General features: G+C 67.1%; 21 protein-coding genes. 16 read left to right on the top strand and 5 right to left on the bottom strand.

The features are described from left to right. Positions 1 to 4 precede the first annotated feature (4 nt). From MYA_RS08715 to MYA_RS08670, 10 genes are all read left to right on the top strand, one after another. Complete coding sequence (locus MYA_RS08715; protein ID WP_014723216.1) at positions 5 to 1201, top strand: 1-deoxy-D-xylulose-5-phosphate reductoisomerase; 1197 nt, start codon at positions 5 to 7, stop codon at positions 1199 to 1201. Between the two features lie 11 nt (positions 1202 to 1212). After that, positions 1213 to 2586, top strand: a complete 1374-nt coding sequence (gene rseP, locus MYA_RS08710; RefSeq protein WP_014723215.1) for an RIP metalloprotease RseP — start codon at positions 1213 to 1215, stop codon at positions 2584 to 2586. Positions 2587 to 2650: 64 nt separating this feature from the next. Continuing rightward, entirely contained in the window at positions 2651 to 4957 is a 2307-nt protein-coding gene (gene bamA, locus MYA_RS08705; RefSeq protein ID WP_011885136.1) for an outer membrane protein assembly factor BamA, read from the top strand. Between the two features lie 34 nt (positions 4958 to 4991). Beyond that, on the top strand, positions 4992 to 5519 hold the full coding sequence (locus MYA_RS08700) for an OmpH family outer membrane protein (protein WP_011885135.1): 528 nt from the start codon (positions 4992 to 4994) through the stop codon (positions 5517 to 5519). Between the two features lie 16 nt (positions 5520 to 5535). Next, positions 5536 to 6645 carry a UDP-3-O-(3-hydroxymyristoyl)glucosamine N-acyltransferase gene (lpxD, locus tag MYA_RS08695; RefSeq protein WP_011885134.1) on the top strand — a complete coding sequence of 370 codons (1110 nt, stop codon included), beginning with the start codon at positions 5536 to 5538 and terminating at the stop codon, positions 6643 to 6645. Positions 6646 to 6771: 126 nt separating this feature from the next. Beyond that, positions 6772 to 7239, top strand: a complete 468-nt coding sequence (gene fabZ / locus MYA_RS08690; protein ID WP_006495559.1) for a 3-hydroxyacyl-ACP dehydratase FabZ — start codon at positions 6772 to 6774, stop codon at positions 7237 to 7239. A gap of 67 nt (positions 7240 to 7306) precedes the next feature. Then, positions 7307 to 8095: an acyl-ACP--UDP-N-acetylglucosamine O-acyltransferase gene (gene lpxA, locus MYA_RS08685; RefSeq protein WP_014723211.1), complete on the top strand. Its 789-nt coding sequence runs from the start codon at positions 7307 to 7309 to the stop codon at positions 8093 to 8095. Between the two features lie 3 nt (positions 8096 to 8098). Further along, positions 8099 to 9268, top strand: coding sequence for a lipid-A-disaccharide synthase (gene lpxB / locus MYA_RS08680; RefSeq protein ID WP_014723210.1), 1170 nt, complete (start codon positions 8099 to 8101; stop codon positions 9266 to 9268). Continuing rightward, on the top strand, positions 9265 to 9915 hold the full coding sequence (rnhB, locus tag MYA_RS08675) for a ribonuclease HII (RefSeq protein WP_011885131.1): 651 nt from the start codon (positions 9265 to 9267) through the stop codon (positions 9913 to 9915). The genes lpxB and rnhB overlap by 4 nt, the downstream gene beginning before the upstream one ends. Continuing rightward, positions 9912 to 10694 (top strand): TrmH family RNA methyltransferase, encoded by a 783-nt coding sequence (locus MYA_RS08670; RefSeq protein WP_014723209.1) that lies wholly within the window; start codon positions 9912 to 9914, stop codon positions 10692 to 10694. The genes rnhB and MYA_RS08670 overlap by 4 nt, the downstream gene beginning before the upstream one ends. 112 nt (positions 10695 to 10806) lie before the next feature. Here MYA_RS08670 and ppsR read toward each other — a convergent pair whose 3' ends face one another. After that, positions 10807 to 11622, bottom strand: a complete 816-nt coding sequence (gene ppsR, locus MYA_RS08665; RefSeq protein ID WP_011885129.1) for a posphoenolpyruvate synthetase regulatory kinase/phosphorylase PpsR — start codon at positions 11620 to 11622, stop codon at positions 10807 to 10809. Positions 11623 to 11998: 376 nt separating this feature from the next. Between ppsR and ppsA the strand changes: the two genes are divergently transcribed. The 3 genes from ppsA (at position 11999) to MYA_RS08650 (ending at position 16008) form a co-directional block, all read left to right on the top strand. Further along, positions 11999 to 14398 carry a phosphoenolpyruvate synthase gene (gene ppsA / locus MYA_RS08660; RefSeq protein ID WP_011885128.1) on the top strand — a complete coding sequence of 800 codons (2400 nt, stop codon included), beginning with the start codon at positions 11999 to 12001 and terminating at the stop codon, positions 14396 to 14398. Between the two features lie 206 nt (positions 14399 to 14604). Continuing rightward, a complete protein-coding gene (locus MYA_RS08655; protein WP_011885127.1) occupies positions 14605 to 15039 on the top strand; it encodes an NfeD family protein in 435 nt (144 codons plus the stop codon). A 33-nt stretch (positions 15040 to 15072) separates the two neighbouring features. Continuing rightward, positions 15073 to 16008, top strand: coding sequence for an SPFH domain-containing protein (locus tag MYA_RS08650; RefSeq protein WP_011885126.1), 936 nt, complete (start codon positions 15073 to 15075; stop codon positions 16006 to 16008). A 216-nt stretch (positions 16009 to 16224) separates the two neighbouring features. Here the strand turns inward: MYA_RS08650 and smpB are convergent, their stop codons facing one another. Further along, a complete protein-coding gene (gene smpB, locus MYA_RS08645) occupies positions 16225 to 16671 on the bottom strand; it encodes an SsrA-binding protein SmpB (protein WP_006478511.1) in 447 nt (148 codons plus the stop codon). Between the two features lie 98 nt (positions 16672 to 16769). On the opposite strand from smpB, the gene MYA_RS08640 reads away from it, so the two are divergent. Continuing rightward, positions 16770 to 17207 (top strand): type II toxin-antitoxin system RatA family toxin, encoded by a 438-nt coding sequence (locus tag MYA_RS08640; protein WP_011885125.1) that lies wholly within the window; start codon positions 16770 to 16772, stop codon positions 17205 to 17207. A gap of 4 nt (positions 17208 to 17211) precedes the next feature. Further along, positions 17212 to 17535 carry an RnfH family protein gene (locus MYA_RS08635; protein WP_014723207.1) on the top strand — a complete coding sequence of 108 codons (324 nt, stop codon included), beginning with the start codon at positions 17212 to 17214 and terminating at the stop codon, positions 17533 to 17535. Between the two features lie 85 nt (positions 17536 to 17620). Here the strand turns inward: MYA_RS08635 and MYA_RS08630 are convergent, their stop codons facing one another. The 3 genes from MYA_RS08630 to MYA_RS08620 form a co-directional block, all read right to left on the bottom strand. Beyond that, entirely contained in the window at positions 17621 to 18604 is a 984-nt protein-coding gene (locus MYA_RS08630) for a DMT family transporter (RefSeq protein ID WP_014723206.1), read from the bottom strand. A 125-nt stretch (positions 18605 to 18729) separates the two neighbouring features. Next, positions 18730 to 19416, bottom strand: coding sequence for a Vgb family protein (locus tag MYA_RS08625; protein WP_014723205.1), 687 nt, complete (start codon positions 19414 to 19416; stop codon positions 18730 to 18732). Between the two features lie 30 nt (positions 19417 to 19446). Next, positions 19447 to 20667, bottom strand: a complete 1221-nt coding sequence (locus tag MYA_RS08620; RefSeq protein WP_014723204.1) for a hypothetical protein — start codon at positions 20665 to 20667, stop codon at positions 19447 to 19449. A 112-nt stretch (positions 20668 to 20779) separates the two neighbouring features. Here MYA_RS08620 and MYA_RS08615 point away from each other — a divergent pair, with 112 nt between their 5' ends. After that, the gene (locus tag MYA_RS08615) at positions 20780 to 21544 is read left to right on the top strand and encodes a DUF899 domain-containing protein (RefSeq protein ID WP_014723203.1); all 765 of its coding nucleotides are present in this window, start codon (positions 20780 to 20782) and stop codon (positions 21542 to 21544) included. The last annotated feature ends 15 nt before the right edge of the window (positions 21545 to 21559 follow it).

Below are 21559 nucleotides of genomic sequence, written 5' to 3'. Positions count from 1 at the left end.
TGTTATGCAAAAACGTCTGACACTGCTCGGTTCCACGGGCTCGATCGGAGACAGCACGCTCGACGTGGTCGCCCGCCATCCCGAGCGTTTTTCGGTGTACGCGCTGACCGCGCATCGCAACGGCGACAAGCTCGTCGAGCAATGCCTGCGCTTCGCGCCGGAAGTCGCGGTGGTCGGCGACGCGGCGACCGCCGCGCACGTCGAAGCAAAGCTGCGCGCCGCGGGCAGCAAGACCACGGTGCTGTATGGTCCGCAGGCGCTCGTCGACGTGTCGGCGAGCGACGGCTGCGACACGGTCGTCGCGGCGATCGTCGGCGCGGCCGGCCTCGCGCCGAGCCTCGCGGCCGCGCGCGCGGGCAAGCGCATCCTGCTCGCGAACAAGGAATCGCTGGTGATGTCGGGCGGGATCTTCATGGACGCGGTGCGCGACCATGGCGCGATCCTGCTGCCGGTCGACAGCGAGCACAACGCGATCTTCCAGTGCATGCCGCGCGACGAGAACGAGCACGGTGGCATCTCGAAGATCATCCTGACCGCGTCGGGCGGCCCGTTCCGCACGCGCGAGCCGGCCACGCTCGCCGACGTGACGCCGGACGAGGCGTGCAAGCATCCGAACTGGGTGATGGGCCGCAAGATCTCCGTCGATTCGGCGACGATGATGAACAAGGGCCTCGAGGTGATCGAGGCGCACTGGATCTTCGGTCTGCCGGGCGACCGGATCGACGTGCTGATCCACCCGCAGAGCGTGATCCATTCGCTGGTGTCGTATCGCGACGGGTCGGTGCTCGCGCAGCTCGGCAACCCCGACATGCGTACGCCGATCGCGCACGCGCTCGCGTTCCCGGAGCGCGTCGACGCCGGCGTCGATCAGCTCGACCTCGCGCAGATCGCGCAGCTGTCGTTCGAGAAGCCGGATTACGCACGCTTCCCGTGTCTCGCGCTCGCGCTGAAGGCGCTTGAAGAGGGCGGGATCGCGAGCGCCGCATTGAACGCGGCGAACGAAGTCGCGGTCGAAGCGTTTCTCGAGCGCCGGATCGGCTTCATGGCGATTGCGGCGACGGTCGACGCGGTGCTCAACGCACTGCCGAACCGCAGCCCGAACGGGCTCGACGACGTCCTGGCGGCCGATGCCGACGCGCGCCGTCTTGCCGCCGGGTTCATTGCAAAAGCGCCTGCGCCTCGCGTGGAGCGTATCGTCTGAATGAGGTGCTCATGAACGTGCTGGTCGAACTGGTCGCGTTTGCGGTGGCGATCGGGGTGCTGGTCGTCGTGCATGAGTACGGACATTATCGCGTCGCGCGCTGGTGCGGCGTGAAGGTGCTGCGTTTCTCGATCGGCTTCGGCCAGCCCATCGCGCGCTGGGTGAGCCCGCGCACGGGCACCGAGTGGACGCTCTCCGCGTTGCCGCTCGGCGGCTACGTGAAGATGCTCGACGAGCGCGAACCGGGCCCCGGTATCAATCCGGACGAGCTCGACCAGGCGTTCAACCGCCAATCGGTGTTCAAGCGCATCGCGATCGTCGCCGCCGGGCCGATCGCGAACTTCTTGTTGGCAATCGTGCTGTTTTCGGCGGTATTCGCCACCGGCGTGACCGAGCCGGCCGCGCTGGTCGCGCCGCCGGCCGCCGGCACGGTCGCGGCCCGCGCGGGCTTCGACGGCAGCGAGACCATCGTGTCGATCCGCGACGCCGACGGCGGCGCCGCCGTGCCGGTGCGCTCGTGGTCCGACTTGCGCTGGAAGCTGCTGTCCGCCGCATTCGACCATCGTGAGGTCGTGCTCGGCGCGCGCGACGGCGGCGCGGCGACGTTCGACTTCCGCGTCGATCTGCGCAATATCCCCGAGAGCGACATCGATGACGATTTCATGGCGCGCCTCGGCTTCGAGGCCGGCGGCGGCACGCTGTCGATCGCGTCGGTGCAGCCCGGCAGCGCGGCCGAGCGGGCGGGGCTGAAGGCCGGCGACAAGCTGCTGGCGCTCGACGGCCAGCCGATCGGCGGCGCGTCGCGCTTCATCGACGCGGTGAAGCATCACGCCGGCCGGGCGGTCGACCTGCAGGTCGAGCGCGGCGGTACGACGCAGACGGTAGCGATCGTGCCGCAGTTGCAGCGCGACGACGAGACGGGCCAGCAGGTCGGCCGCATCGGCGCGGCGCTGTCGATGCACACGCCGTCGGTCGACGTGCGCTACGGGCCGCTCGACAGCGTTCGGCTCGGTGCGCACCGCACGTGGGACATCGCCGTCTATTCGCTGAAGATGTTCGGGCGGATGATCACGGGCAACGCATCGCTGAAGAATCTGTCCGGCCCGGTGACGATCGCCGACTATGCGGGCAAGAGCGCGCGGCTCGGTCCGTCGGCCTTCGTATCGTTCCTCGCCCTTGTCAGCATTAGCCTCGGGGTGCTGAACTTGCTGCCGATTCCCGTTTTGGACGGGGGGCATCTGTTATATTATCTGGTTGAAGCCGCGACCGGGAAAGCCGTCTCGGAGCGCTGGCAGCTGATTCTGCAAAGAGCCGGGCTGATCTGCATCGTCGCATTGTCGGCGATCGCATTGTTCAACGACCTGGCTCGGTTAATCCATTTCTGAAGCGTCAGGCGGCGGCCGGTCGGCCGCCGCCTGATTTGATGCAGCTAAATATTGGGGATGCACGTTGTTCAAACCTCATCGCTTTGTACCTAAGACAGTTGCAGCGGCCGCGCTCGCCGCGCACGGCCTCGCGGCGCATGCAGCGGCACCGTTCGTGGTGCAAGACATCAAGATCGAGGGTTTGCAGCGCGTCGAACCCGGTTCGGTATTCGCGTACCTGCCGATCAAGCAGGGCGATACCTTCACCGACGACAAGGCATCCGAAGCAATCCGCGCGCTGTACGCGACGGGCTTCTTCAACGACGTGCGCGTCGCCACGCAAGGCAACGTCGTGATCGTGCAGGTGCAGGAGCGTCCGGCCATCGCGTCGATCGACTTCACCGGCACGAAGGAATTCGACAAGGACAACCTGACCAAGGCGCTGCGCGCGGTGGGTCTGGCCGACGGCCGCTACTACGACAAGGCGCTCGTCGACAAGGCGGAGCAGGAGCTCAAGCGTCAGTACCTCACGCGCGGCTTCTACGCGGCCGAGGTCAAGACGACGATCACGCCGGTCGACGCGAACCGCGTGTCGATCCTGTTCGCGGTCGCCGAAGGCCCGAGCGCGAAGATCCGCCAGATCAACTTCATCGGCAACAAGGCGTTCAGCACCAGCACGCTGCGCGACGAGATGCAGCTGTCCACGCCGAACTGGTTCTCGTGGTACACGAAGAACGACCTGTACTCGAAAGAAAAGCTGACCGGCGACCTCGAAGCCGTGCGCTCGTACTACCTGAACCGCGGCTACCTCGAGTTCAACATCGAGTCGACCCAGGTGTCGATCTCGCCCGACAAGAAGGACATGTACCTGACGGTCACGCTGCATGAAGGCCAGCCGTACACGGTGTCGGGCATCAAGCTGTCGGGCAACCTGCTCGATCGCGAAGCCGAACTCACCAAGCTGATCAAGATCAAGCCGGGCGATCGTTTCTCGGCCGAGAAGCTGCAGCAGACGACCAAGTCGATTGTCGACAAGCTCGGCGAATACGGCTACGCATTCGCGACGGTCAACGCGCAGCCGGACATCGATCAGGCGAACCACAAGGTGAACCTGAACCTCGTCGTCGATCCGAGCCGCCGCGTGTACGTGCGCCGCATCAACGTGGTCGGCAACACGCGCACGCGCGACGAAGTCGTGCGCCGCGAAATGCGCCAGCTCGAAAGCTCGTGGTTCGATTCGAACCGTCTCGCGCTGTCGAAGGACCGCGTGAACCGTCTCGGCTACTTCACCAACGTCGACGTGACGACGGTGCCGGTCGAAGGCACGAACGACCAGGTCGACGTGAACGTGAAGGTCGACGAAAAGCCGACCGGCGCGATCACGCTGGGCGCGGGCTTCTCGTCGACGGACAAGGTCGTGCTGTCGGCCGGCGTGTCGCAGGACAATGTGTTCGGCTCGGGCACGAGCCTGTCGGTGAACGTCAACACCGCGAAGAGCTACCGCACGCTGACCGTCACGCAGGTCGACCCGTACTTCACGGTCGACGGCATCAAGCGGATCACCGACGTCTACTACCGCACGTACCAGCCGCTGTACTACTCGACGAGCTCGAGCTTCCGCATCATCAGCGCGGGCGGCAACCTGAAGTTCGGCATTCCGTTCTCGGAAGTCGATACCGTCTATTTCGGCGCGGGCTTCGAGCAGAACCGTCTCGACGTCGATTCGAACACGCCGCAGAGCTACCAGGATTACGTGAACGAGTTCGGCCGCGTGTCGAACACCGTGCCGCTGACGGTCGCGTGGTCGCGCGACGCGCGCGACAGCGCGCTGATCCCGAGCCGCGGCTACTTCACGCAGGCGAACGTCGAGTACGGCGTGCCGGTCGGCAAGATCCAGTACTACAAGGCCGACCTGCAGGCGCAGTATTACTATTCGTTCTCGCGCGGCTTCATCCTGGGCCTGAACCTGCAGGGCGGCTACGGCAACGGTATCGGCAACCCGTACCCGATCTTCAAGAACTACTACGCGGGCGGTATCGGCTCCGTGCGTGGCTACGAGCCGAGCTCGCTGGGCCCGCGCGACACCAAGACGAACGACCCGATCGGCGGCTCGAAGATGCTGGTCGGCAACATCGAACTGACGTTCCCGCTGCCGGGCACCGGCTACGATCGCACGCTGCGCGTGTTCACGTTCATCGACGGCGGCAACGTGTGGGGCAACGCGCCGGGCGGCACGAGTACCGGCGCGAACGGTCTGCGTTACGGCTATGGTGTGGGCCTCGCGTGGATCTCGCCGATCGGCCCGCTGAAGCTGAGCCTCGGTTTCCCGCTGCAGAAGCACGAGGGCGACCAGTACCAGAAATTCCAGTTCCAGATCGGGACGGCGTTCTGATCGAACGCATGACAACAGCAACGAGAGGGTAATTTTGCTAACCGGTAAGTTTTCGAAACGAGTGATCGGGGCGTTGACCATTGCGCTGGCCTTGGGCGCGGCGACGGCACACGCTCAGGACGTCGCCCGCATCGCGGCGGTCAATTCGGATCGGATCCTGCGCGAGTCGGCGCCCGCGAAGGCGGCGCAGACGAAGCTCGAAGCCGAGTTCGCGAAGCGCGACAAGGATCTGCAGGACCTGGCGGCGCGTCTGAAGTCGATGTCCGATTCGCTGGACAAGAACGGTGCGTCGCTGTCGGCGGCCGATCGCGCGCAGAAGCAGCGCGATCTCGCGCAGCTCGACACCGACTTCCAGCGCAAGCAGCGCGAGTTCCGCGAAGATCTGAACCAGCGCCGCAACGAGGAGCTCGCGGCGGTGCTCGAGCGCGCGAACAAGGTCATCAAGCAGATCGCAGAGCAGCAGAATTACGACCTGATCGTGCAGGAAGCCGTGTACGTCAGCCCGCGCATCGACATCACCGACAAGGTGCTCAAGGCGCTCGCGTCCGGCTCGACGAACTGAACGGAGCAGACGACGAATGGCATTGACGCTCGAGGCACTCGTAAAGCGGTTCGGCGGCGAGATCGTCGGCGACGCCCAGTGCACGGTCAGCGGCCTCGCGCCGCTCGACCAGGCCGGCCCTCAGCAGCTCGCGTTTCTCGCGAATCCGAAGTACCTGTCGCAGGTCGAGACGAGCGGCGCCGGCGCGGTGCTGATCGCGCCCAAGGACCTCGAAAAGCTTGGCGCGGCCGAGGGATCTCTGACATCCGGCCCCCGGACGGCCGGCCCCAGCAACTTCATCGTGACGGCGAATCCGTACGCGTACTTCGCGCGCGTCGCGCAGATGTTCATCGATCTGGCCACGCCGCCGCGCGCGGCCGGCGTGCATCCGAGCGCGACGATCGACCCGTCCGCGCAGGTCGCCGCGAGCGCGGTGATCGGTCCGCACGTGACGATCGAGGCCGGTGCGGTGATCGCCGATGACGTGCAGCTCGACGCCGGCGTGTTCGTCGGCCGCGGCACGACGATTGGCGCGGGCTCGCACCTGTATCCGAACGCAGCGGTGTACCACGGCTGCAAGATCGGGCCGCGCGCGATCATTCATGCGGGCGCGGTGATCGGCTCGGACGGCTTCGGCTTCGCGCCGGATTTCGTCGGCGACGGCGACGCGCGCACCGGCAGCTGGGTCAAGATCCCGCAGGTCGGCGGCGTGTCGATCGGCCCGGACGTCGAGATCGGCGCGAACACGACGATCGATCGCGGCGCGATGGCCGATACCGTCATCGAAGCGTGCGTGAAGATCGACAACCAGGTGCAGATCGGCCACAACTGCCGGATCGGCGCATATACGGTCATCGCGGGCAGCGCCGGGATCGCCGGCAGCACGACGATCGGCCGCCATTGTATGATCGGCGGCGCGGCCGGGATCGCCGGCCACGTGACGCTCGGCGACTACGTGATCATCACCGCGAAGTCGGGCGTATCGAAATCGCTGCCGAAGGCCGGCATCTATACGAGTGCGTTCCCGGCCGTCGACCACGGCGAATGGAACCGCAGCGCCGCGCTCGTACGCAACCTCGACAAACTGCGCGACCGCATCAAGGCGCTCGAAACCGCGCTGGCCGCCCAGGGCGGCACGGACGCCTGACCACCATGCGGGACCACCAACCGGGCACGGCCAGCGCATCCGCCCGGTTAGCCGGACCGGGCCGCACGACGGCCCGCATCAGCCTTTGCATCACCACCGCGCAGCCTCTGCGTGAGACGAACCATCATGAGCACTGAAAAAATCAATCTCGACATCCACAAGATCCTCACGCTGCTGCCGCATCGCTACCCGATTCTGCTGGTCGACCGCGTGCTCGAACTCGAGCCGCACAAGGGGATCAAAGCGCTGAAGAACGTGTCGATCAACGAGCCGTTCTTTCAGGGGCATTTCCCGAAGCGGCCGGTGATGCCGGGTGTGCTGATCCTCGAGGCGCTCGCGCAGGCGGCCGCGCTGCTGACCTTCGCGGAAGAGCAGCCGAAGGATCCGGAGAACACGCTGTACTACTTCGTCGGCATCGACGGCGCGCGCTTCAAGCGCGTGGTCGAGCCGGGCGACCAGCTGATCCTGAACGTGACGTTCGAACGATACATCCGCGGCATCTGGAAGTTCAAGGCGGTGGCCGAAGTGGACGGCAAGGTGGCGGCGGAAGCCGAACTGATGTGCACGGTCAAGACGGCCGACGCGGCGCCCTGAGCGACGCGGCACGCATGAGCAACATGACGCGGGCAACGCGACACATCATAACGAGAGGCAACGGCGCATGACCAGGATTCATCCTACCGCGATCGTCGAATCGGGCGCGCAGATCGACGAGTCGGTCGAGATCGGGCCGTACGCGATCGTCGGGCCGCATGTGACGATCGGCGCGCGCACCACGATCGGCTCGCACAGCGTGATCGAAGGTCACACGACGCTCGGCGAAGACAACCGCATCGGCCATTACGCGTCGGTCGGTGGCCGTCCGCAGGACATGAAGTACAAGGACGAGCCGACCAGGCTCGTGATCGGCAACCGCAACACGATCCGCGAATTCACGACGATCCACACCGGCACCGTGCAGGACGCCGGCGTGACGACGCTCGGCGACGACAACTGGATCATGGCGTACGTGCATATCGGCCACGACTGCCGGGTCGGCAACAACGTGATCCTGTCGAGCAACGCGCAGATGGCCGGTCACGTCGAGATCGGCGACTTTGCGATCATCGGCGGCATGTCGGGCGTGCATCAGTTCGTGCGCATCGGCGCGCACTCGATGCTCGGCGGCGCGTCGGCGCTCGTGCAGGACGTGCCGCCGTTCGTGATCGCTGCAGGCAACAAGGCCGAGCCGCACGGCATCAACGTCGAAGGCCTGCGCCGGCGCGGTTTCTCGCCGGACGCGATCTCTGCGCTGCGCAGCGCGTACCGCCTGCTGTACAAGAACGGCCTGTCGCTCGACGAGGCGAAGGTGCAGCTGCGCGAGCTCGCGAGCGCCGGCGGCGACGGCGATGCGCCGGTGGCCGCGCTCGTCGCGTTCGTCGACGCGTCGCAACGCGGCATCATCCGCTAACCGATGCCGCTGCCGACCAATCAGCTGCGGCTCGCCATGGTGGCCGGCGAGCCGTCGGGCGACCTGCTCGCGGCGTCGCTGCTCGGCGGGCTGCAGGCGCGACTGCCGGCGTCGACCCACTATTACGGGATCGGCGGGCAGCGCATGCTCGCGCACGGCTTCGACTCGCACTGGCAGATGGACAAGCTGACGGTGCGCGGTTACGTCGAGGCGCTGGGCCAGATCCCCGAGATTCTGCGCATTCGCGGCGAACTGAAGCGCCAGCTGCTCGCCGAGCGGCCCGACGCATTCATCGGCGTCGATGCACCCGACTTCAACTTCAACGTGGAACAGGCCGCGCGCGACGCGGGCATTCCGTCGATCCACTTCGTGTGCCCGTCGATCTGGGCGTGGCGCGGCGGGCGGATCAAGAAGATCGCGAAGTCGGTGGACCACATGTTGTGCCTGTTCCCGTTCGAACCGGCGATCCTCGACAAGGCGGGCGTCGCGTCGACGTACGTCGGTCATCCGCTCGCCGACGAGATCCCGCTCGAGCCCGACACGCACGGCGCGCGCATCGCGCTCGGCCTGCCGGCCGACGGCCCGGTGATCGCGGTGCTGCCGGGCAGTCGCCGCTCGGAGATCGCGCTGATCGGCCCGACGTTCTTCGCGGCGATGGCGCTGATGCAGCAGCGCGAGCCCGGCGTGCGCTTCGTGATGCCGGCGGCGACGCCCGCGCTGCGCGAGCTGCTGCAACCGCTCGTCGCCGCGCATCCGCAACTCGCGTTGACGATCACCGACGGCCGCTCGCAGGTCGCGATGACGGCCGCCGACGCGATCCTCGTGAAGAGCGGCACCGTCACGCTGGAAGCCGCGCTGCTGAAGAAGCCGATGGTGATCTCGTACAAGGTGCCCTGGCTGACCGGCCAGATCATGCGCCGCCAGGGCTACCTGCCGTACGTCGGCCTGCCGAACATCCTGGCCGGGCGCTTCGTCGTGCCGGAGCTGCTGCAGCACTTCGCGACGCCCGAGGCGCTCGCCGACGCGACGCTCACGCAGTTGCGCGACGACGCGAACCGCCGCACGCTGACCGAAGTGTTCACCGAAATGCACCTGTCGCTGCGGCAGAACACGGCCGCGAAGGCGGCCGAAGCGGTCGTGCGGGTGCTCGAGCAACGCAAGGGGCGCGCATGACCGCCACTCGCGCACCACGTGCAGCGCGCGGCCGCGTGCCGCTCGACCAGCGCGGCTTCGATTTCAGCCGGCCCGACGACATCGTCTGCGGCGTCGACGAAGCCGGGCGCGGCCCGCTCGCGGGCCCGGTGGTCGCCGCCGCGGTGATCCTCGATCCCGCGCAGCCGATCGAAGGCCTCGACGATTCGAAGGCGCTGTCCGCGAAAAAGCGCGACGCGCTGTACGACCTGATCGTCGCGCGTTCGCGCGCATATTGCGTCGCGTCGGCCAGCGTCGACGAGATCGATACGCTGAACATCCTGCATGCGACGATGCTCGCGATGAAGCGCGCGGTCGAAGGCCTGTCGCTCATGCCGACGCTCGCGCAGATCGACGGCAACCGTTGCCCGACGCTGATGGTGCGCGCCGAGGCGATCGTCAGCGGCGACGCGCTCGTGCCGAGCATCTCGGCGGCGTCGATCCTCGCGAAAGTCACGCGCGACCGGATGCTCGTCGAGCTGCATGCCCGCCATCCGGTGTACGGCTTCGACGTGCACGCCGGCTACGGCACCGCGAAACATCTTGCCGCGCTGCGCGAGCATGGGCCGTGCGAAGCGCATCGGCGCTCGTTCGCACCCGTGCGCGCGGCGCTCGACCTGATTCGATGAAAAGCATCACCTCACGCGACAACCCGCTGTACAAGCGGCTGAAGGCGCTCGCGGGTTCGACGGCGCAGCAGCGCCGCGGCGGCCACGCGCTGCTCGAAGGTTTCCATCTGGCCGGCGCCTATCTCGACACGGGCGCGATCCCCGAGCTGTGTGTCGCGACCGAAGGCGCGCTCGCGCACGCCGAAGCGCAGGCGATCGTCGCGCGCATCGACGCGCCGCGGGTCGTCACGCTGCCCGACGCGCTGTTCGGTCAGCTGTCGAACGTCGTCAGCGGCGTCGGCCTGCTGCTGCTGGTCGAGCGGCCGGCGCAGCCGCTGCCGGCGCGCGTCACCGATACGTCGGTCGTGCTCGACGGCGTGCAGGACGCCGGCAACGTCGGCTCGATCCTGCGCAGCGCGGCGGCGGCCGGCGTGCGCCACGTGTTCTGTGCGCAGGGCACCGCGTATGCGTGGTCGTCGAAGGTGCTGCGCTCGGGCATGGGCGCCCATTTCCTGTTGTCGATTCACGAGGACGTCGAGCCGGACGCGCTCGCCGAGCGTCTCGACGTGCCGGTCGCGCTGACCGATTCGCACGGCGCGCAGGCCGTCTACGACTGCGACCTGTCCGGCCCCGTCGCATGGGTGTTCGGCAACGAGGGGGCGGGCGTGTCGGCGTTCTGGCGCGATGCGGCGACCCATCGCGTGACGATCCCGCAGCCGGGCGGGATGGAGTCGCTCAACGTCGCGGCGGCGGCGGCCGTGTGCCTGTTCGAGCAGGTGCGGCAGCAGCGGCGCAAATGAGACGCGCGCGCCGCGCGCCAGGTCGTCGGCGCGCAGTGCCCAGCAAAAAGCCGCGTCGAACGCGGCTTTTTGCTTTCTGGCGGCGGCGTGAGTGCCGCCGATGCAGCGCACGTCAGTACGACTGCCGCTCCAGGCGGATTTCCTGCAGGATCGTCGTCGCGATTTCCTCGATCGACTTGTGCGTCGACGACAGCCACTTGATCCCTTCGCGGCGCATCATCGCCTCCGATTCGTTGATCTCGTAGCGGCAGTTCTCGGGCGCCGCGTACTTGCTGCCCGGACGGCGCTCGTTTCGGATCTCCGACAGACGCTGCGGGTCGATCGAGAGGCCGAACAGCTTTTCGCGATGCTGCGTCAGCGCCGACGGCAGCTTGCCGCGCTCGAAGTCTTCCGGAATCAGCGGATAGTTCGCGGCCTTCACGCCGTACTGCATCGCGAGATACAGGCTCGTCGGCGTCTTGCCGCTGCGCGACACGCCGACCAGGATCACGTCGGCTTCCGACAGGTTGCGGTTCGACTGGCCATCGTCGTGCGCGAGCGAGAAGTTGATCGCCTCGATCCGCGTCTTGTATTCCTCGGTATCTGCGTTCTGGTGGCCGCGCCCCATCGCGTGGCTCGACTTCAGCTCGAGCTCCTGCTCGAGCGGCTCGACGAAGCGCTGGAACATGTCGAGCACGAGCGCGTTCGAGCGCTTGACGATGTCGTTCGACACGCTGTCGACGAGCGTGGTGAACACGATCGCGCGACGGCCGTCGTGCACGGCCGCTTCGTTGATTTTCTCGACGGTCGAATAGGCCTTTTCGAGCGAGTCGACGAACGGCACGCGCACGAGGCGGAATTTCTGGTCGAACTGGGACAGGATCGAATGCGCGAAGGTTTCGGCAGTGATCCCGGTGCCGTCGGAGACGATGAAAACGGTAGGCAGCATGAATCTGGGCGTCGAGCGTGAAGGGCGGTTGCGCGGGCGGCTGGAGGTTCGCCTCCACACGCGGTGACAAGGTCGCGCCACATCCGGCAGCCGGCACGGTAGAATAGCGGCAACCTGTTGGATAAGCAATTGCGGGGACGGTGCGCACAGGGCGCCCGGCGCTTGCCGCGAGCCATCCAAAATTCCCGGCAAGTTCGGCGATTCATCTGCATACGTCGCCTTTCTGCCGGGTTTTTGCACATCGAGGGTCGGAAGATTTCCACCGCTGCGATTGTTTCTCCAACAGGTTGCGCAAGACGCGTCGCGCCTTTTTGCAAGCGCCCGCGTTCGAGCCCACTTGCGCAATCGAGCATTTTTTTCACACTTAGGGGCTTGTATGACTAACGCAGCAAACGTCGCAAAGGACCAGGCGTATGTAATCCCGTTCGAGCAGTTGCGGATGACCGATGTGGAGATCGTGGGCGGCAAGAACGCGTCGCTCGGCGAGATGATCAGCCAGCTTTCCGAGGCAGGCGTTCGCGTCCCCACCGGTTTTGCCACGACCGCGCTCGCATTCCGCGATTTCCTCAAGCACAACGATCTGACCGATCGCATCGCCAAGCGTCTCGAGTCGCTCGACATCGACGACGTGAAGGCGCTCGCCGAAGCAGGCGCCGAAATCCGTAAATGGATCGTCGACGCACCGCTGCAGGCGCGTCTCGAGCAGGAAATCCGCGCGCAGTTCGAAATCCTGAAGAGCGGCTCGCCGGCCGAACTGTCGTTCGCCGTGCGCTCGTCCGCGACCGCGGAAGACCTGCCCGACGCATCGTTCGCCGGCCAGCAGGAGTCGTATCTGAACGTCGTCGGCATCGACGACGTGCTCGATCGCATGAAGCACGTGTTCGCGTCGCTGTACAACGACCGCGCGATCTCGTATCGCGTGCACAAGGGCTTCACGCACGCCGAGGTCGCACTGTCGGCAGGCGTGCAGCGCATGGTGCGTTCGGACGTCGGCGCGGCCGGCGTGATGTTCACGATCGACACCGAATCGGGCTTCAAGGACGCCGTGTTCATCACGTCGAGCTACGGCCTCGGCGAAACCGTCGTGCAGGGCGCCGTGAACCCGGACGAGTTCTACGTGTTCAAGACGACGCTCGCGCAGGACAAGTACCCGATCATCCGCCGCTCGATCGGCTCGAAGCTGATCAAGATGGAGTTCACGCAACCCGGCGAACCGGGCCGCGTGAAGACGGTCGACGTGTCGCACGAGCAGCGCAACCGTTATTCGATCACCGACGAAGACGTGATCGAGCTCGCGAAGTACGCGGTCATCATCGAGAAGCACTACCAGCGTCCAATGGACATCGAGTGGGGCAAGGACGGTCGCGACGGCAAGATCTTCATCCTGCAGGCACGTCCGGAAACGGTGAAGAGCCAGGCGAGCGGCAAGGCCGAGCAGCGCTTCAAGCTGAAGGGCCAGTCGCAGGTGCTGGCGACGGGCCGCGCGATCGGTCAGAAGATCGGCGCGGGCCCCGTGCGCGTGATTCAGGACCCGTCGGAAATGGAACGCGTGCAACCTGGCGACGTGCTGGTGGCCGACATGACCGACCCGAACTGGGAGCCGGTGATGAAGCGCGCATCGGCGATCGTCACGAACCGCGGCGGGCGCACCTGCCACGCGGCGATCATCGCGCGTGAGTTGGGCGTGCCTGCGGTCGTCGGCTGCGGCGATGCGACCGACGTGCTGAAGGACGGCGCGCTGGTGACGGTGTCGTGCGCGGAAGGCGACGAAGGCAAGATCTACGACGGGCTGCTCGAGACGGAAGTCACGGAAGTGCAGCGCGGCGAGTTGCCGGAGATTCCGGTCAAGATCATGATGAACGTCGGCAACCCGCAACTCGCGTTCGACTTCTCGCAGCTGCCGAACGCCGGCGTCGGTCTCGCGCGCCTCGAGTTCATCATCAACAACAACATCGGTGTGCACCCGAAGGCGATCCTCGAGTACCCGAACATCGATCAGGACCTGAAGAAGGCCGTCGAGAGCGTCGCGCGCGGTCATGCATCGCCGCGCCAGTTCTACGTCGACAAGCTGACCGAAGGCGTCGCGACGATCGCCGCGGCGTTCTACCCGAAGCCCGTGATCGTGCGTCTGTCCGACTTCAAGTCGAACGAGTACAAGAAGCTGATCGGCGGTTCGCGCTACGAGCCGGACGAGGAAAACCCGATGCTGGGCTTCCGCGGCGCATCGCGCTACATCGCCGAAGACTTCGCGCAGGCGTTCGAGATGGAATGCCGCGCACTGAAGCGTGTGCGCGACGAGATGGGCCTGACCAACGTCGAGATCATGGTGCCGTTCGTGCGTACCGTGAAGCAGGCGGAGCGAGTCGTCGGCCTGCTCGAGAAGTTCGGCCTGAAGCGCGGCGAGAACGGCCTGCGCCTCGTGATGATGTGTGAAGTCCCGACCAACGCGATCCTCGCCGAAGAGTTCCTGCAGCACTTCGACGGTTTCTCGATCGGCTCGAACGACCTCACGCAGCTCACGCTCGGCCTCGACCGCGACTCGGGCATGGAACTGCTGGCCGTCGACTTCGACGAACGCGACCCGGCCGTCAAGTTCCTGCTCAAGCGTGCGATCGACACCTGCCGCAAGATGGGCAAGTACGTCGGTATCTGCGGCCAGGGCCCGTCCGATCACCCGGATTTCGCGCAGTGGCTCGCCGACGAAGGCATCGTGTCGATTTCGCTGAACCCCGACACGATCATCGATACGTGGCAGGCGCTGGCCAAGCGGAAGTAACGGCAGCCCGCCGCTGCATCGAAAGGGCGGTCCGCCGCTCTTTCGATGAAGGCAAAATGCAAGCTTCGTGCTATAAACACCCCGGTATCTACCGGGGTGTTTTTTTATCTGCGCCCGCCGGATCGCTCGACGGTGCCGACCGCCACGCGCGGTCCGACAGCGAATATAGTGCGTAGTGGGGCGCAAGCGTTTTTCTGGAGACCACAATGATGTCGGGGCATCTGTTCTGGTGGATCGGGGTCGGCGTGCTGGTCGTGGCCGAACTGCTGACCGGCACCTTCTATCTGCTGATGATCGCGCTCGGCTTTCTCGCCGGCGGCCTGCTGCAGTTCGCCGGCTTCGCGCCGCACGTGCAGCTTGGCGCGGCCGCCGCGGTCGCGATCGTCGCGATGATCGCGCTGCGCCGCTCGGGGCTCGGGCGCAAGCAGAAGCGCGATACGTCGACCAATCCGGACGTCAATCTCGATATCGGCGCGACCCTCACGGTCGACGCGTGGCATGACGGCCGCGCGCGCGTGCAGTATCGCGGCGCCGACTGGGACGTCGAGCTGGCGAACGGCGAGCGCGACGATGCGCACGTGTACCGCGTCAGCGCCGTGCGTGGCAACTGTCTGGTCGTCGTCGCGAAAGCCGCGGGCTGATCGTCCACCGATAAAACAAGGAGGGAATATTTCATGGATTCGCTGATCGTCTGGGTCGTCCTGCTCGTCATCGCCATCGTGATCGTGTCGAAGACGGTGAAGATCGTGCCGCAGCAGCATGCGTGGGTGCTCGAGCGCTTCGGCCGGTATCACGCGACGCTGTCGCCCGGCCTGAACATCGTGCTGCCGTTCGTCGACCGGATCGCCTACCGCCACGTGCTGAAGGAAATTCCGCTCGACGTGCCGAGCCAGGTCTGCATCACGCGCGACAACACGCAGCTGCAGGTCGACGGCGTGCTGTACTTCCAGGTCACCGACCCGATGAAGGCGTCGTACGGATCGAGCAACTTCGTGCTCGCGATCACGCAGCTCGCGCAGACGACGCTGCGCTCGGTGGTCGGCAAGCTCGAACTCGACAAGACGTTCGAGGAACGCGACTTCATCAACCACAACATCGTGTCGGCGCTCGACCAGGCCGCGGCGAACTGGGGCGTGAAGGTGCTGCGCTACGAGATCAAGGACCTCACGCCGCCGAAGGAAATCCTGCACGCGATGCAGGCGCAGATCACCGCCGAGCGTGAGAAGCGCGCGTTGATCGCGGCATCCGAGGGCCGCAAGCAGGAGCAGATCAACCTCGCATCGGGTGCGCGCGAGGCAGCGATCCAGAAGTCAGAAGGCGAGCGGCAGGCGGCGATCAACCAGGCGCAGGGCGAGGCGGCCGCGATCCTCGCGGTGGCCGACGCGAACGCGCAGGCGATCCAGAAAATCGCGAACGCGATCCAGTCGCAGGGCGGCATGGATGCGGTCAATCTGAAGGTGGCCGAGCAGTATGTCGGCGCATTCTCGAATCTGGCGAAGCAGGGCAATACGCTGATCGTGCCGGCCAACCTGTCGGATCTCGGGACCGCGATCGCCTCGGCGCTGACGATCGTCAAGAACGCGACGCCGGCAGCGGGCGGTAGGGGCTGAGCGTCCGCGGGGCTTGCAGCGGCGTCGGCCGCTGCCGGCTTCCGGCTTCCGGCGTGCGGCGTATCGTCGCGCGGCTGCATTGCCGTGGCTGCGTCGGCGCGCAATTCCATCGGCAACGGCGTGGCAGCGCTGCACATGCGCCGGATCGCTACGCCGCCCACAGCAAAACGGCCCGCATCGAGCGGGCCGTTTCGTTGCTGCGGCAGCGCGTGCGTGTCACGTGCCGGCGCGCATGATGCGCGCCTTTTCGCGCTCCCAGTCGCGCTTCTTCTCGGTTTCGCGCTTGTCGTGCAGCTTCTTGCCCTTCGCGAGCGCGATGTCGCATTTCACGCGACCGCCCTTGTAGTGGAAGTTCAGCGGCACGAGCGTGTAGCCGCGCTGCTCGACCTTGCCGATCAGTTTCTTGATTTCCTCACGGTGCAGCAGCAGCTTGCGCGTGCGGACCGGATCGGGCTTGATGTGCGTCGAGGCTTCGGGCAGCGGGCTGATGTGGGTGCCGATCAGGAAGATCTCGGCGTTCTTCACCACCACGTAGCCCTCCTTGATCTGGCCGCGCCCGGCGCGCAGCGCCTTGACTTCCCAGCCCTCGAGCACGAGCCCGGCTTCATAGCGTTCCTCGATGTGATAATCGAAGTGCGCTTTCCTGTTGTCGATGATGCTCATGAAAGGATTGGGCCAACTCGTTTAAAATCACGATTTTAGCAAAGCGGGGCGTGAATCGCCCGGCTTGCGTTCCCACTTCAAGCGATGCCGCGCGATTTATGGCAGATGTCCAGAAAACCGTATTGATCCGTCACTCGGCGGAACAGATGTTCGACCTCGTCACCGACGTGGCCGATTACCCCAATTTCCTGCCCTGGTGCGGCGGCGTCGAAGTTCGCCGCCAGGACGACCGCGGGATGGAAGCGCGCATCGACATCAACTTCAAGGGCATCAAGCAGCATTTCGCGACGCGCAACACGCAGCAGCGTCCGAGCCGGATCGACATGGAGTTCGCCGACGGCCCGTTCAAGAAGTTCACGGGCTCGTGGCGGTTCATCCCGCTGCGCGCCGATGCGTGCAAGATCGAATTCGCGCTGCACTACGAGTTCTCGAGCATCCTGCTCGAGAAGATCATCGGCCCGGTGTTCAGCCACATCGCGAACACTTTCGTCGATTCGTTCGTCAAGCGCGCCGACCAGCGCTACGGCAAGGGGTGAGGCGATGCTGTCGATCGAAGTCTGCTACGCGCTGCCGGACCGCCAGACGCTGATTCTCGTTTCGTTGCCCGAGGGCGCGACCGTGCGCGCCGCGATCGACGCGAGCGGCGTGCTCGCGCTGCATCCGGAGATCGATCTCGCGCAGGCGAAAACCGGCGTGTTCGGCAAGCTCGCACCGCTCGACGCGCCGCTCGCCGACCACGACCGTGTCGAAATCTATCGGCCGCTGATCGTCGACCCGAAGCTCGCGCGCCAGCGGCGCGTCGACAAGACCCGCCGCGAAGGCTCGATCGAGGGCCGCAAGTGGATGCACAAGGACGCGCGCTGACGCGTCGCGTCGGCGCCGCGTCATCTCGTTTCTTTCCGGTTCATCGGCCATACCGGCTCGTTCGGCGGCCCGTTCAGTGACGTGTTCAGTGAGCCGTGGCGTTCGCGTTCGCCGCGGCGTGCTCGCGCGTGCCGTCGCCTGCATGCGGATCGCCGTGCCGACGCACCGACCCGTAGACGCCCGCGAGCAACAGCGCGAGCGCCGCGATCTCGAGCACGCGCGGCATCCGGTGGTCGTAGACGAACGCATAGAGCATCGCGAACACCGTTTCGAACACGATCAGCTGGCCCGACAGCGTGAGCGGCAGCCGCTTCGACGCGGCGTTCCAGAGTCCGTTGCCGAGCCACGACGCGCCGATCGCCAGCGCGAGATTCAGCAGCCAGAACAGCTGCCAGCGCGATGCCGGCAGCGCGGCCTGTATCGTGCCGGCCGGCAGCGCCAGGATCGCGAGCCAGCACAGGCCGCCGATCAGCCCGGTCACGACACCCCACAGCACCGACCACTCGTTGCCGCCGAAGCGATGGTGGCGCTGCAGGTAGCGCGCGTTCGCGACCGCGTACCAGGTCCAGCTCGCCAGCGCGCCGCTGGCGCAGGCGATACCGAGGAGCTTCTCGCCGAGCGTGGTCGCATGCGCGGCGGCCGACGTGAACAGGTCGACGTTGATGCAGACGATGCCCGCGATCACCAGCGCGAGCGGCGCCGCGAGGCGCCGCAGCGGCACCGCGCCGTGGTCGCTCAGGCCCGCGAGCGTGACGGTCACGGGCAGCACGCCGACGATCAGCGAGCTGGGGCCGATGCCGATCAGATGCACGGCGCCGGACAGCAGCATGTAGTACGCGACGTTGCCGATCAGCGCGAGCTTCGCGAGCGCCACGACGTCTTCGCGGGTCAGCCGCGCGAGCAGCGAGCGGGCGGCCGGCAGCGCGGCCGCCAACGACACGAGACCGTACATCGCGTAGCGGCCGGCGCTCAGCAGCAGCGGCGAGAAGTCGGTCAAGAGCCGCGGCACCAGAAACACCATGCCCCACAACGCGCCCGCCAGGACGCCATACACCACACCGCGCTGCATCGACTGCTCCGAACAAAAGACTGACGAGCGCGCATCTTAGCGAGGGTCGAGCGAAGGCGTCTTGTTCATTCCTGCACTCGGGGCGGACGTGGTGCGTGTGCGGGCGCGGTGCGATCGCAGGCGTATCAGCGTTCGGCTGCCGCGTCGGCGTCGGCGTCGCTGTCGTGCACGGCGTTCCCCGACGCGGGGCGGCGCACCGCGCGCAGCGTGCCGCTGTTGCCGCCGCCGCAGTAGAACGTGTCGCGGCCGTCGGATTCCAGCCCCGACACGCCGACGCCGGCCGGCATGTCGACCTGCTCGAGCACGCGTCCGGTGCCGGGGTCGACGCGTCGCAGTGCGCTTTCATCCGCTTCCCACGTGCCGTGCCACAGTTCGCCGTCGACCCAGGTCACGCCGGTGACGAAGCGGTTCGATTCGATCGTGCGCAGCACGGCGCCCGATTGCGGATCGATCTGATGAATCTTGCGCTCGCGGTATTGCCCGACCCACAGCGTGCCCTCAGCCCAGGCGAGCCCGGAATCCGCGCCGCCGCCGGGCGCGGGGATCGTCGCGAGCACGCGGCCCGAGTCGGGGTCGATCTTTTCGATGCGGTCCTCGACGATCTGGAACAGGTGGCGGCCGTCGAACGCGGTGCCCGCATGCGCGGCGACGTCCAGCGTGCGCACCGTCGTGCCGGCGCCCGGATCGAGCGCATTGAGCTTGTCGCCGGACGCGAACCACACGTGTTGCCCGTCGAACGTGACGCCGTGCACGCCGTCGACGCCGGCAAACGGGCCGTATTCGCGCAGGATGCTTGCGGTGGAACGTTTCATGTCTGTCTCCTCGTCGTCGGTAGGCCCATCCTAGTCGCCCGGCAGCGCCACGGGGAGTAACAATGCGGTCGCGAATCCGGGCGGCGCGGGCGTGAGCCAGCGGCGCGCACGGCCGCGACCGAGCGCCTGCGCCTTGCCGGCGGCCGCCAGCGCTTCGAGCGCACGCTGCACGGTGCGCTGGCTGGCGCCGAGCGCGAGCGCCAACGCGGAGCTCGACCATGCGTCGCCGTCGGCGAGCAGCGCGAGCACGGCCGCGTGGCGATCGTCGACGACGCGCGCGAGCACGACGATGTCAGCGGCGCCGAGCGGCTCGAGCGCGAAGCCGTCGGCGGTGGCGGTCAGCTTCGCGAGCGGCCGCAGCATCGCGCGCAGGCGGCCGATCTCGACGCGCAGGCGCGCGCGATGCGAATCGTCCGCGTGTCTCGCGCGAAACGCGGCGGCGACGAGCGCGTTCCTCGACACGTCGCGCGGCCACGCTTCGCCGAGCACGCGCGCGAGCGTGAACAGCACCGGGCGGCGCGCGAGCGACACGCTTGCGCGCGCATCGCGCACGGCATGCCGGCACGCGTCGACGACCAGCGCGTCCGACTCGAACAGCGCCTGTACTTCGTCGAGCCGCACGAGCCGCGATGTCCCGCGGGCGATGAGCCGCGCGGCCGGCGTATCGAGCGCGCGCGCGGCCGTCTCGACTTCGGCGCTCAGCGCCGCGATGCCGGCATGTTGCGCGGCCGCGCGTGCGCGGGCCAGCGCGGCGCGCGCCGCGTGCGGGCGGATGCGGCGGATCGCGATGCCGGCCGCGATCAGTTCGTGCGCCGCGCGCGACGCCGGCGGCAGCGCGGCGGGCTCGAGCTGCGCGAGTTGCTGCTCGGCGTCGTCGACGCGTCCGATCAGCAGCAGCCGGCGCACGCCGAGATAACGCGCATGGGCGGCGTTCGCGCGATCGCCGTGCGCGTCGAGCGTCGCGCATGCGGCGTCGAGTGCGCGCGACGGCCAGCGCAGATCGCGCGACGCCAGCGCGATCTCGGCTTGCGCGACCACGCAGCGTGCGCGTGCGACGGCTTCGTGCGGGCCGAACGCGCGCGCCGCCGCGCGCATGAGCACGCGGGCGCGCTCGAAGTCGCCGAGCTGCGCCAGCGCGATGCCGCGCAATGCGAGCGCGGGCGCGTCGCCGCGCAGTGCGACGCGGTTCAGCGCGCCGAGCGGATCGCCGGCCGCGAGCGCGCGGGCGGCGGCGGTGATCAGCGAATCCATGCGAATCCCGACACAGTTGTCACTCCCTCGCGTCCGATCCCGGGCCCTAATCTAGCACCACGCACACGGCGAAGCCGCCGTGCCCGAATCCTGACGAAAGGAGAAACCCGCAATGACGACCCATCTCACCGGAACGCGCGACGAATGGCTGACGGCGCGACGCGCGCTGCTCGACGCGGAAAAGACGCTCACGCGCCACAGCGACGCGCTCGCACGGCGTCGCGAGGCGCTGCCGTGGGTGCGCGTGGACAAGACGTACCGGTTCGACACCGAGCACGGCGCGGCGACGCTCGACGATCTGTTCGACGGCCGTTCGCAACTGCTCGTCTATCACTTCATGTTCGGCCCCGACTACAAGGCCGGCTGCCCGTCGTGCTCGGCGCTCGCCGATGGCTTCGACGGTTTCGCCGTCCATCTCGCGAACCACGACGTGACGCTCGCGGCGGTGTCGCGCGCGCCGCTCGCGAAGCTGCTGGCGTACCGGCAGCGCATGGGCTGGCGGTTTCCGTGGGCGTCGTCGGAGGGCGGCGCGTTCAATTTCGACTTCAACGTGTCGTTCACCGAAGCGCAGCAGCGCACCGGCGAGGTCGAATACAACTATGCGCGCGCCGCTCACGCGATGGACGTGGATCCGCCGCCGGCCGCGGTCGCGCAGTTCGCCGCGACCTGCGGCACCGATGCCGCGACGTATGCGCGCGACCGCCCGGGGATGAGCGCGTTCGTGCGCGAGGACGGCGTCGTCTATCACACGTATTCGACCTATGCGCGCGGGCTCGATGCACTGTGGGGCATGTACGCGTGGCTCGACCGTGCGCCGCTCGGCCGCAACGAGACGGGCGTGTGGTGGCGCCGTCACGACGAATACGCGCGCGATTGAGCGCGGAGGCGGGCG

Source organism: Burkholderia sp. KJ006, assembly GCF_000262695.1.
Classification (GTDB): domain Bacteria; phylum Pseudomonadota; class Gammaproteobacteria; order Burkholderiales; family Burkholderiaceae; genus Burkholderia; species Burkholderia vietnamiensis.
The sequence above is the reverse complement of the archived record's forward strand: the minus strand, read 5'-3'. Positions and strand labels throughout refer to the sequence as shown.

Excerpts from the sequence above, each read along its gene's own strand:
- MYA_RS08715 (WP_014723216.1), top strand. The coding sequence starts at position 5 with ATGCAAAAACGTCTGACACTGCTCGGTTCCACGGGCTCGATCGGAGAC.
- rseP (WP_014723215.1), top strand. The coding sequence starts at position 1,213 with ATGAACGTGCTGGTCGAACTGGTCGCGTTTGCGGTGGCGATCGGGGTG.
- lpxD (WP_011885134.1), top strand. The coding sequence starts at position 5,536 with ATGGCATTGACGCTCGAGGCACTCGTAAAGCGGTTCGGCGGCGAGATC.
- fabZ (WP_006495559.1), top strand. The coding sequence starts at position 6,772 with ATGAGCACTGAAAAAATCAATCTCGACATCCACAAGATCCTCACGCTG.
- lpxA (WP_014723211.1), top strand. The coding sequence starts at position 7,307 with ATGACCAGGATTCATCCTACCGCGATCGTCGAATCGGGCGCGCAGATC.
- lpxB (WP_014723210.1), top strand. The coding sequence starts at position 8,099 with ATGCCGCTGCCGACCAATCAGCTGCGGCTCGCCATGGTGGCCGGCGAG.
- rnhB (WP_011885131.1), top strand. The coding sequence starts at position 9,265 with ATGACCGCCACTCGCGCACCACGTGCAGCGCGCGGCCGCGTGCCGCTC.
- MYA_RS08670 (WP_014723209.1), top strand. The coding sequence starts at position 9,912 with ATGAAAAGCATCACCTCACGCGACAACCCGCTGTACAAGCGGCTGAAG.
- ppsR (WP_011885129.1), bottom strand. The coding sequence starts at position 11,622 with ATGCTGCCTACCGTTTTCATCGTCTCCGACGGCACCGGGATCACTGCC.
- ppsA (WP_011885128.1), top strand. The coding sequence starts at position 11,999 with ATGACTAACGCAGCAAACGTCGCAAAGGACCAGGCGTATGTAATCCCG.
- MYA_RS08655 (WP_011885127.1), top strand. The coding sequence starts at position 14,605 with ATGATGTCGGGGCATCTGTTCTGGTGGATCGGGGTCGGCGTGCTGGTC.
- MYA_RS08650 (WP_011885126.1), top strand. The coding sequence starts at position 15,073 with ATGGATTCGCTGATCGTCTGGGTCGTCCTGCTCGTCATCGCCATCGTG.
- smpB (WP_006478511.1), bottom strand. The coding sequence starts at position 16,671 with ATGAGCATCATCGACAACAGGAAAGCGCACTTCGATTATCACATCGAG.
- MYA_RS08640 (WP_011885125.1), top strand. The coding sequence starts at position 16,770 with ATGGCAGATGTCCAGAAAACCGTATTGATCCGTCACTCGGCGGAACAG.
- MYA_RS08635 (WP_014723207.1), top strand. The coding sequence starts at position 17,212 with ATGCTGTCGATCGAAGTCTGCTACGCGCTGCCGGACCGCCAGACGCTG.
- MYA_RS08630 (WP_014723206.1), bottom strand. The coding sequence starts at position 18,604 with ATGCAGCGCGGTGTGGTGTATGGCGTCCTGGCGGGCGCGTTGTGGGGC.
- MYA_RS08625 (WP_014723205.1), bottom strand. The coding sequence starts at position 19,416 with ATGAAACGTTCCACCGCAAGCATCCTGCGCGAATACGGCCCGTTTGCC.
- MYA_RS08620 (WP_014723204.1), bottom strand. The coding sequence starts at position 20,667 with ATGGATTCGCTGATCACCGCCGCCGCCCGCGCGCTCGCGGCCGGCGAT.
- MYA_RS08615 (WP_014723203.1), top strand. The coding sequence starts at position 20,780 with ATGACGACCCATCTCACCGGAACGCGCGACGAATGGCTGACGGCGCGA.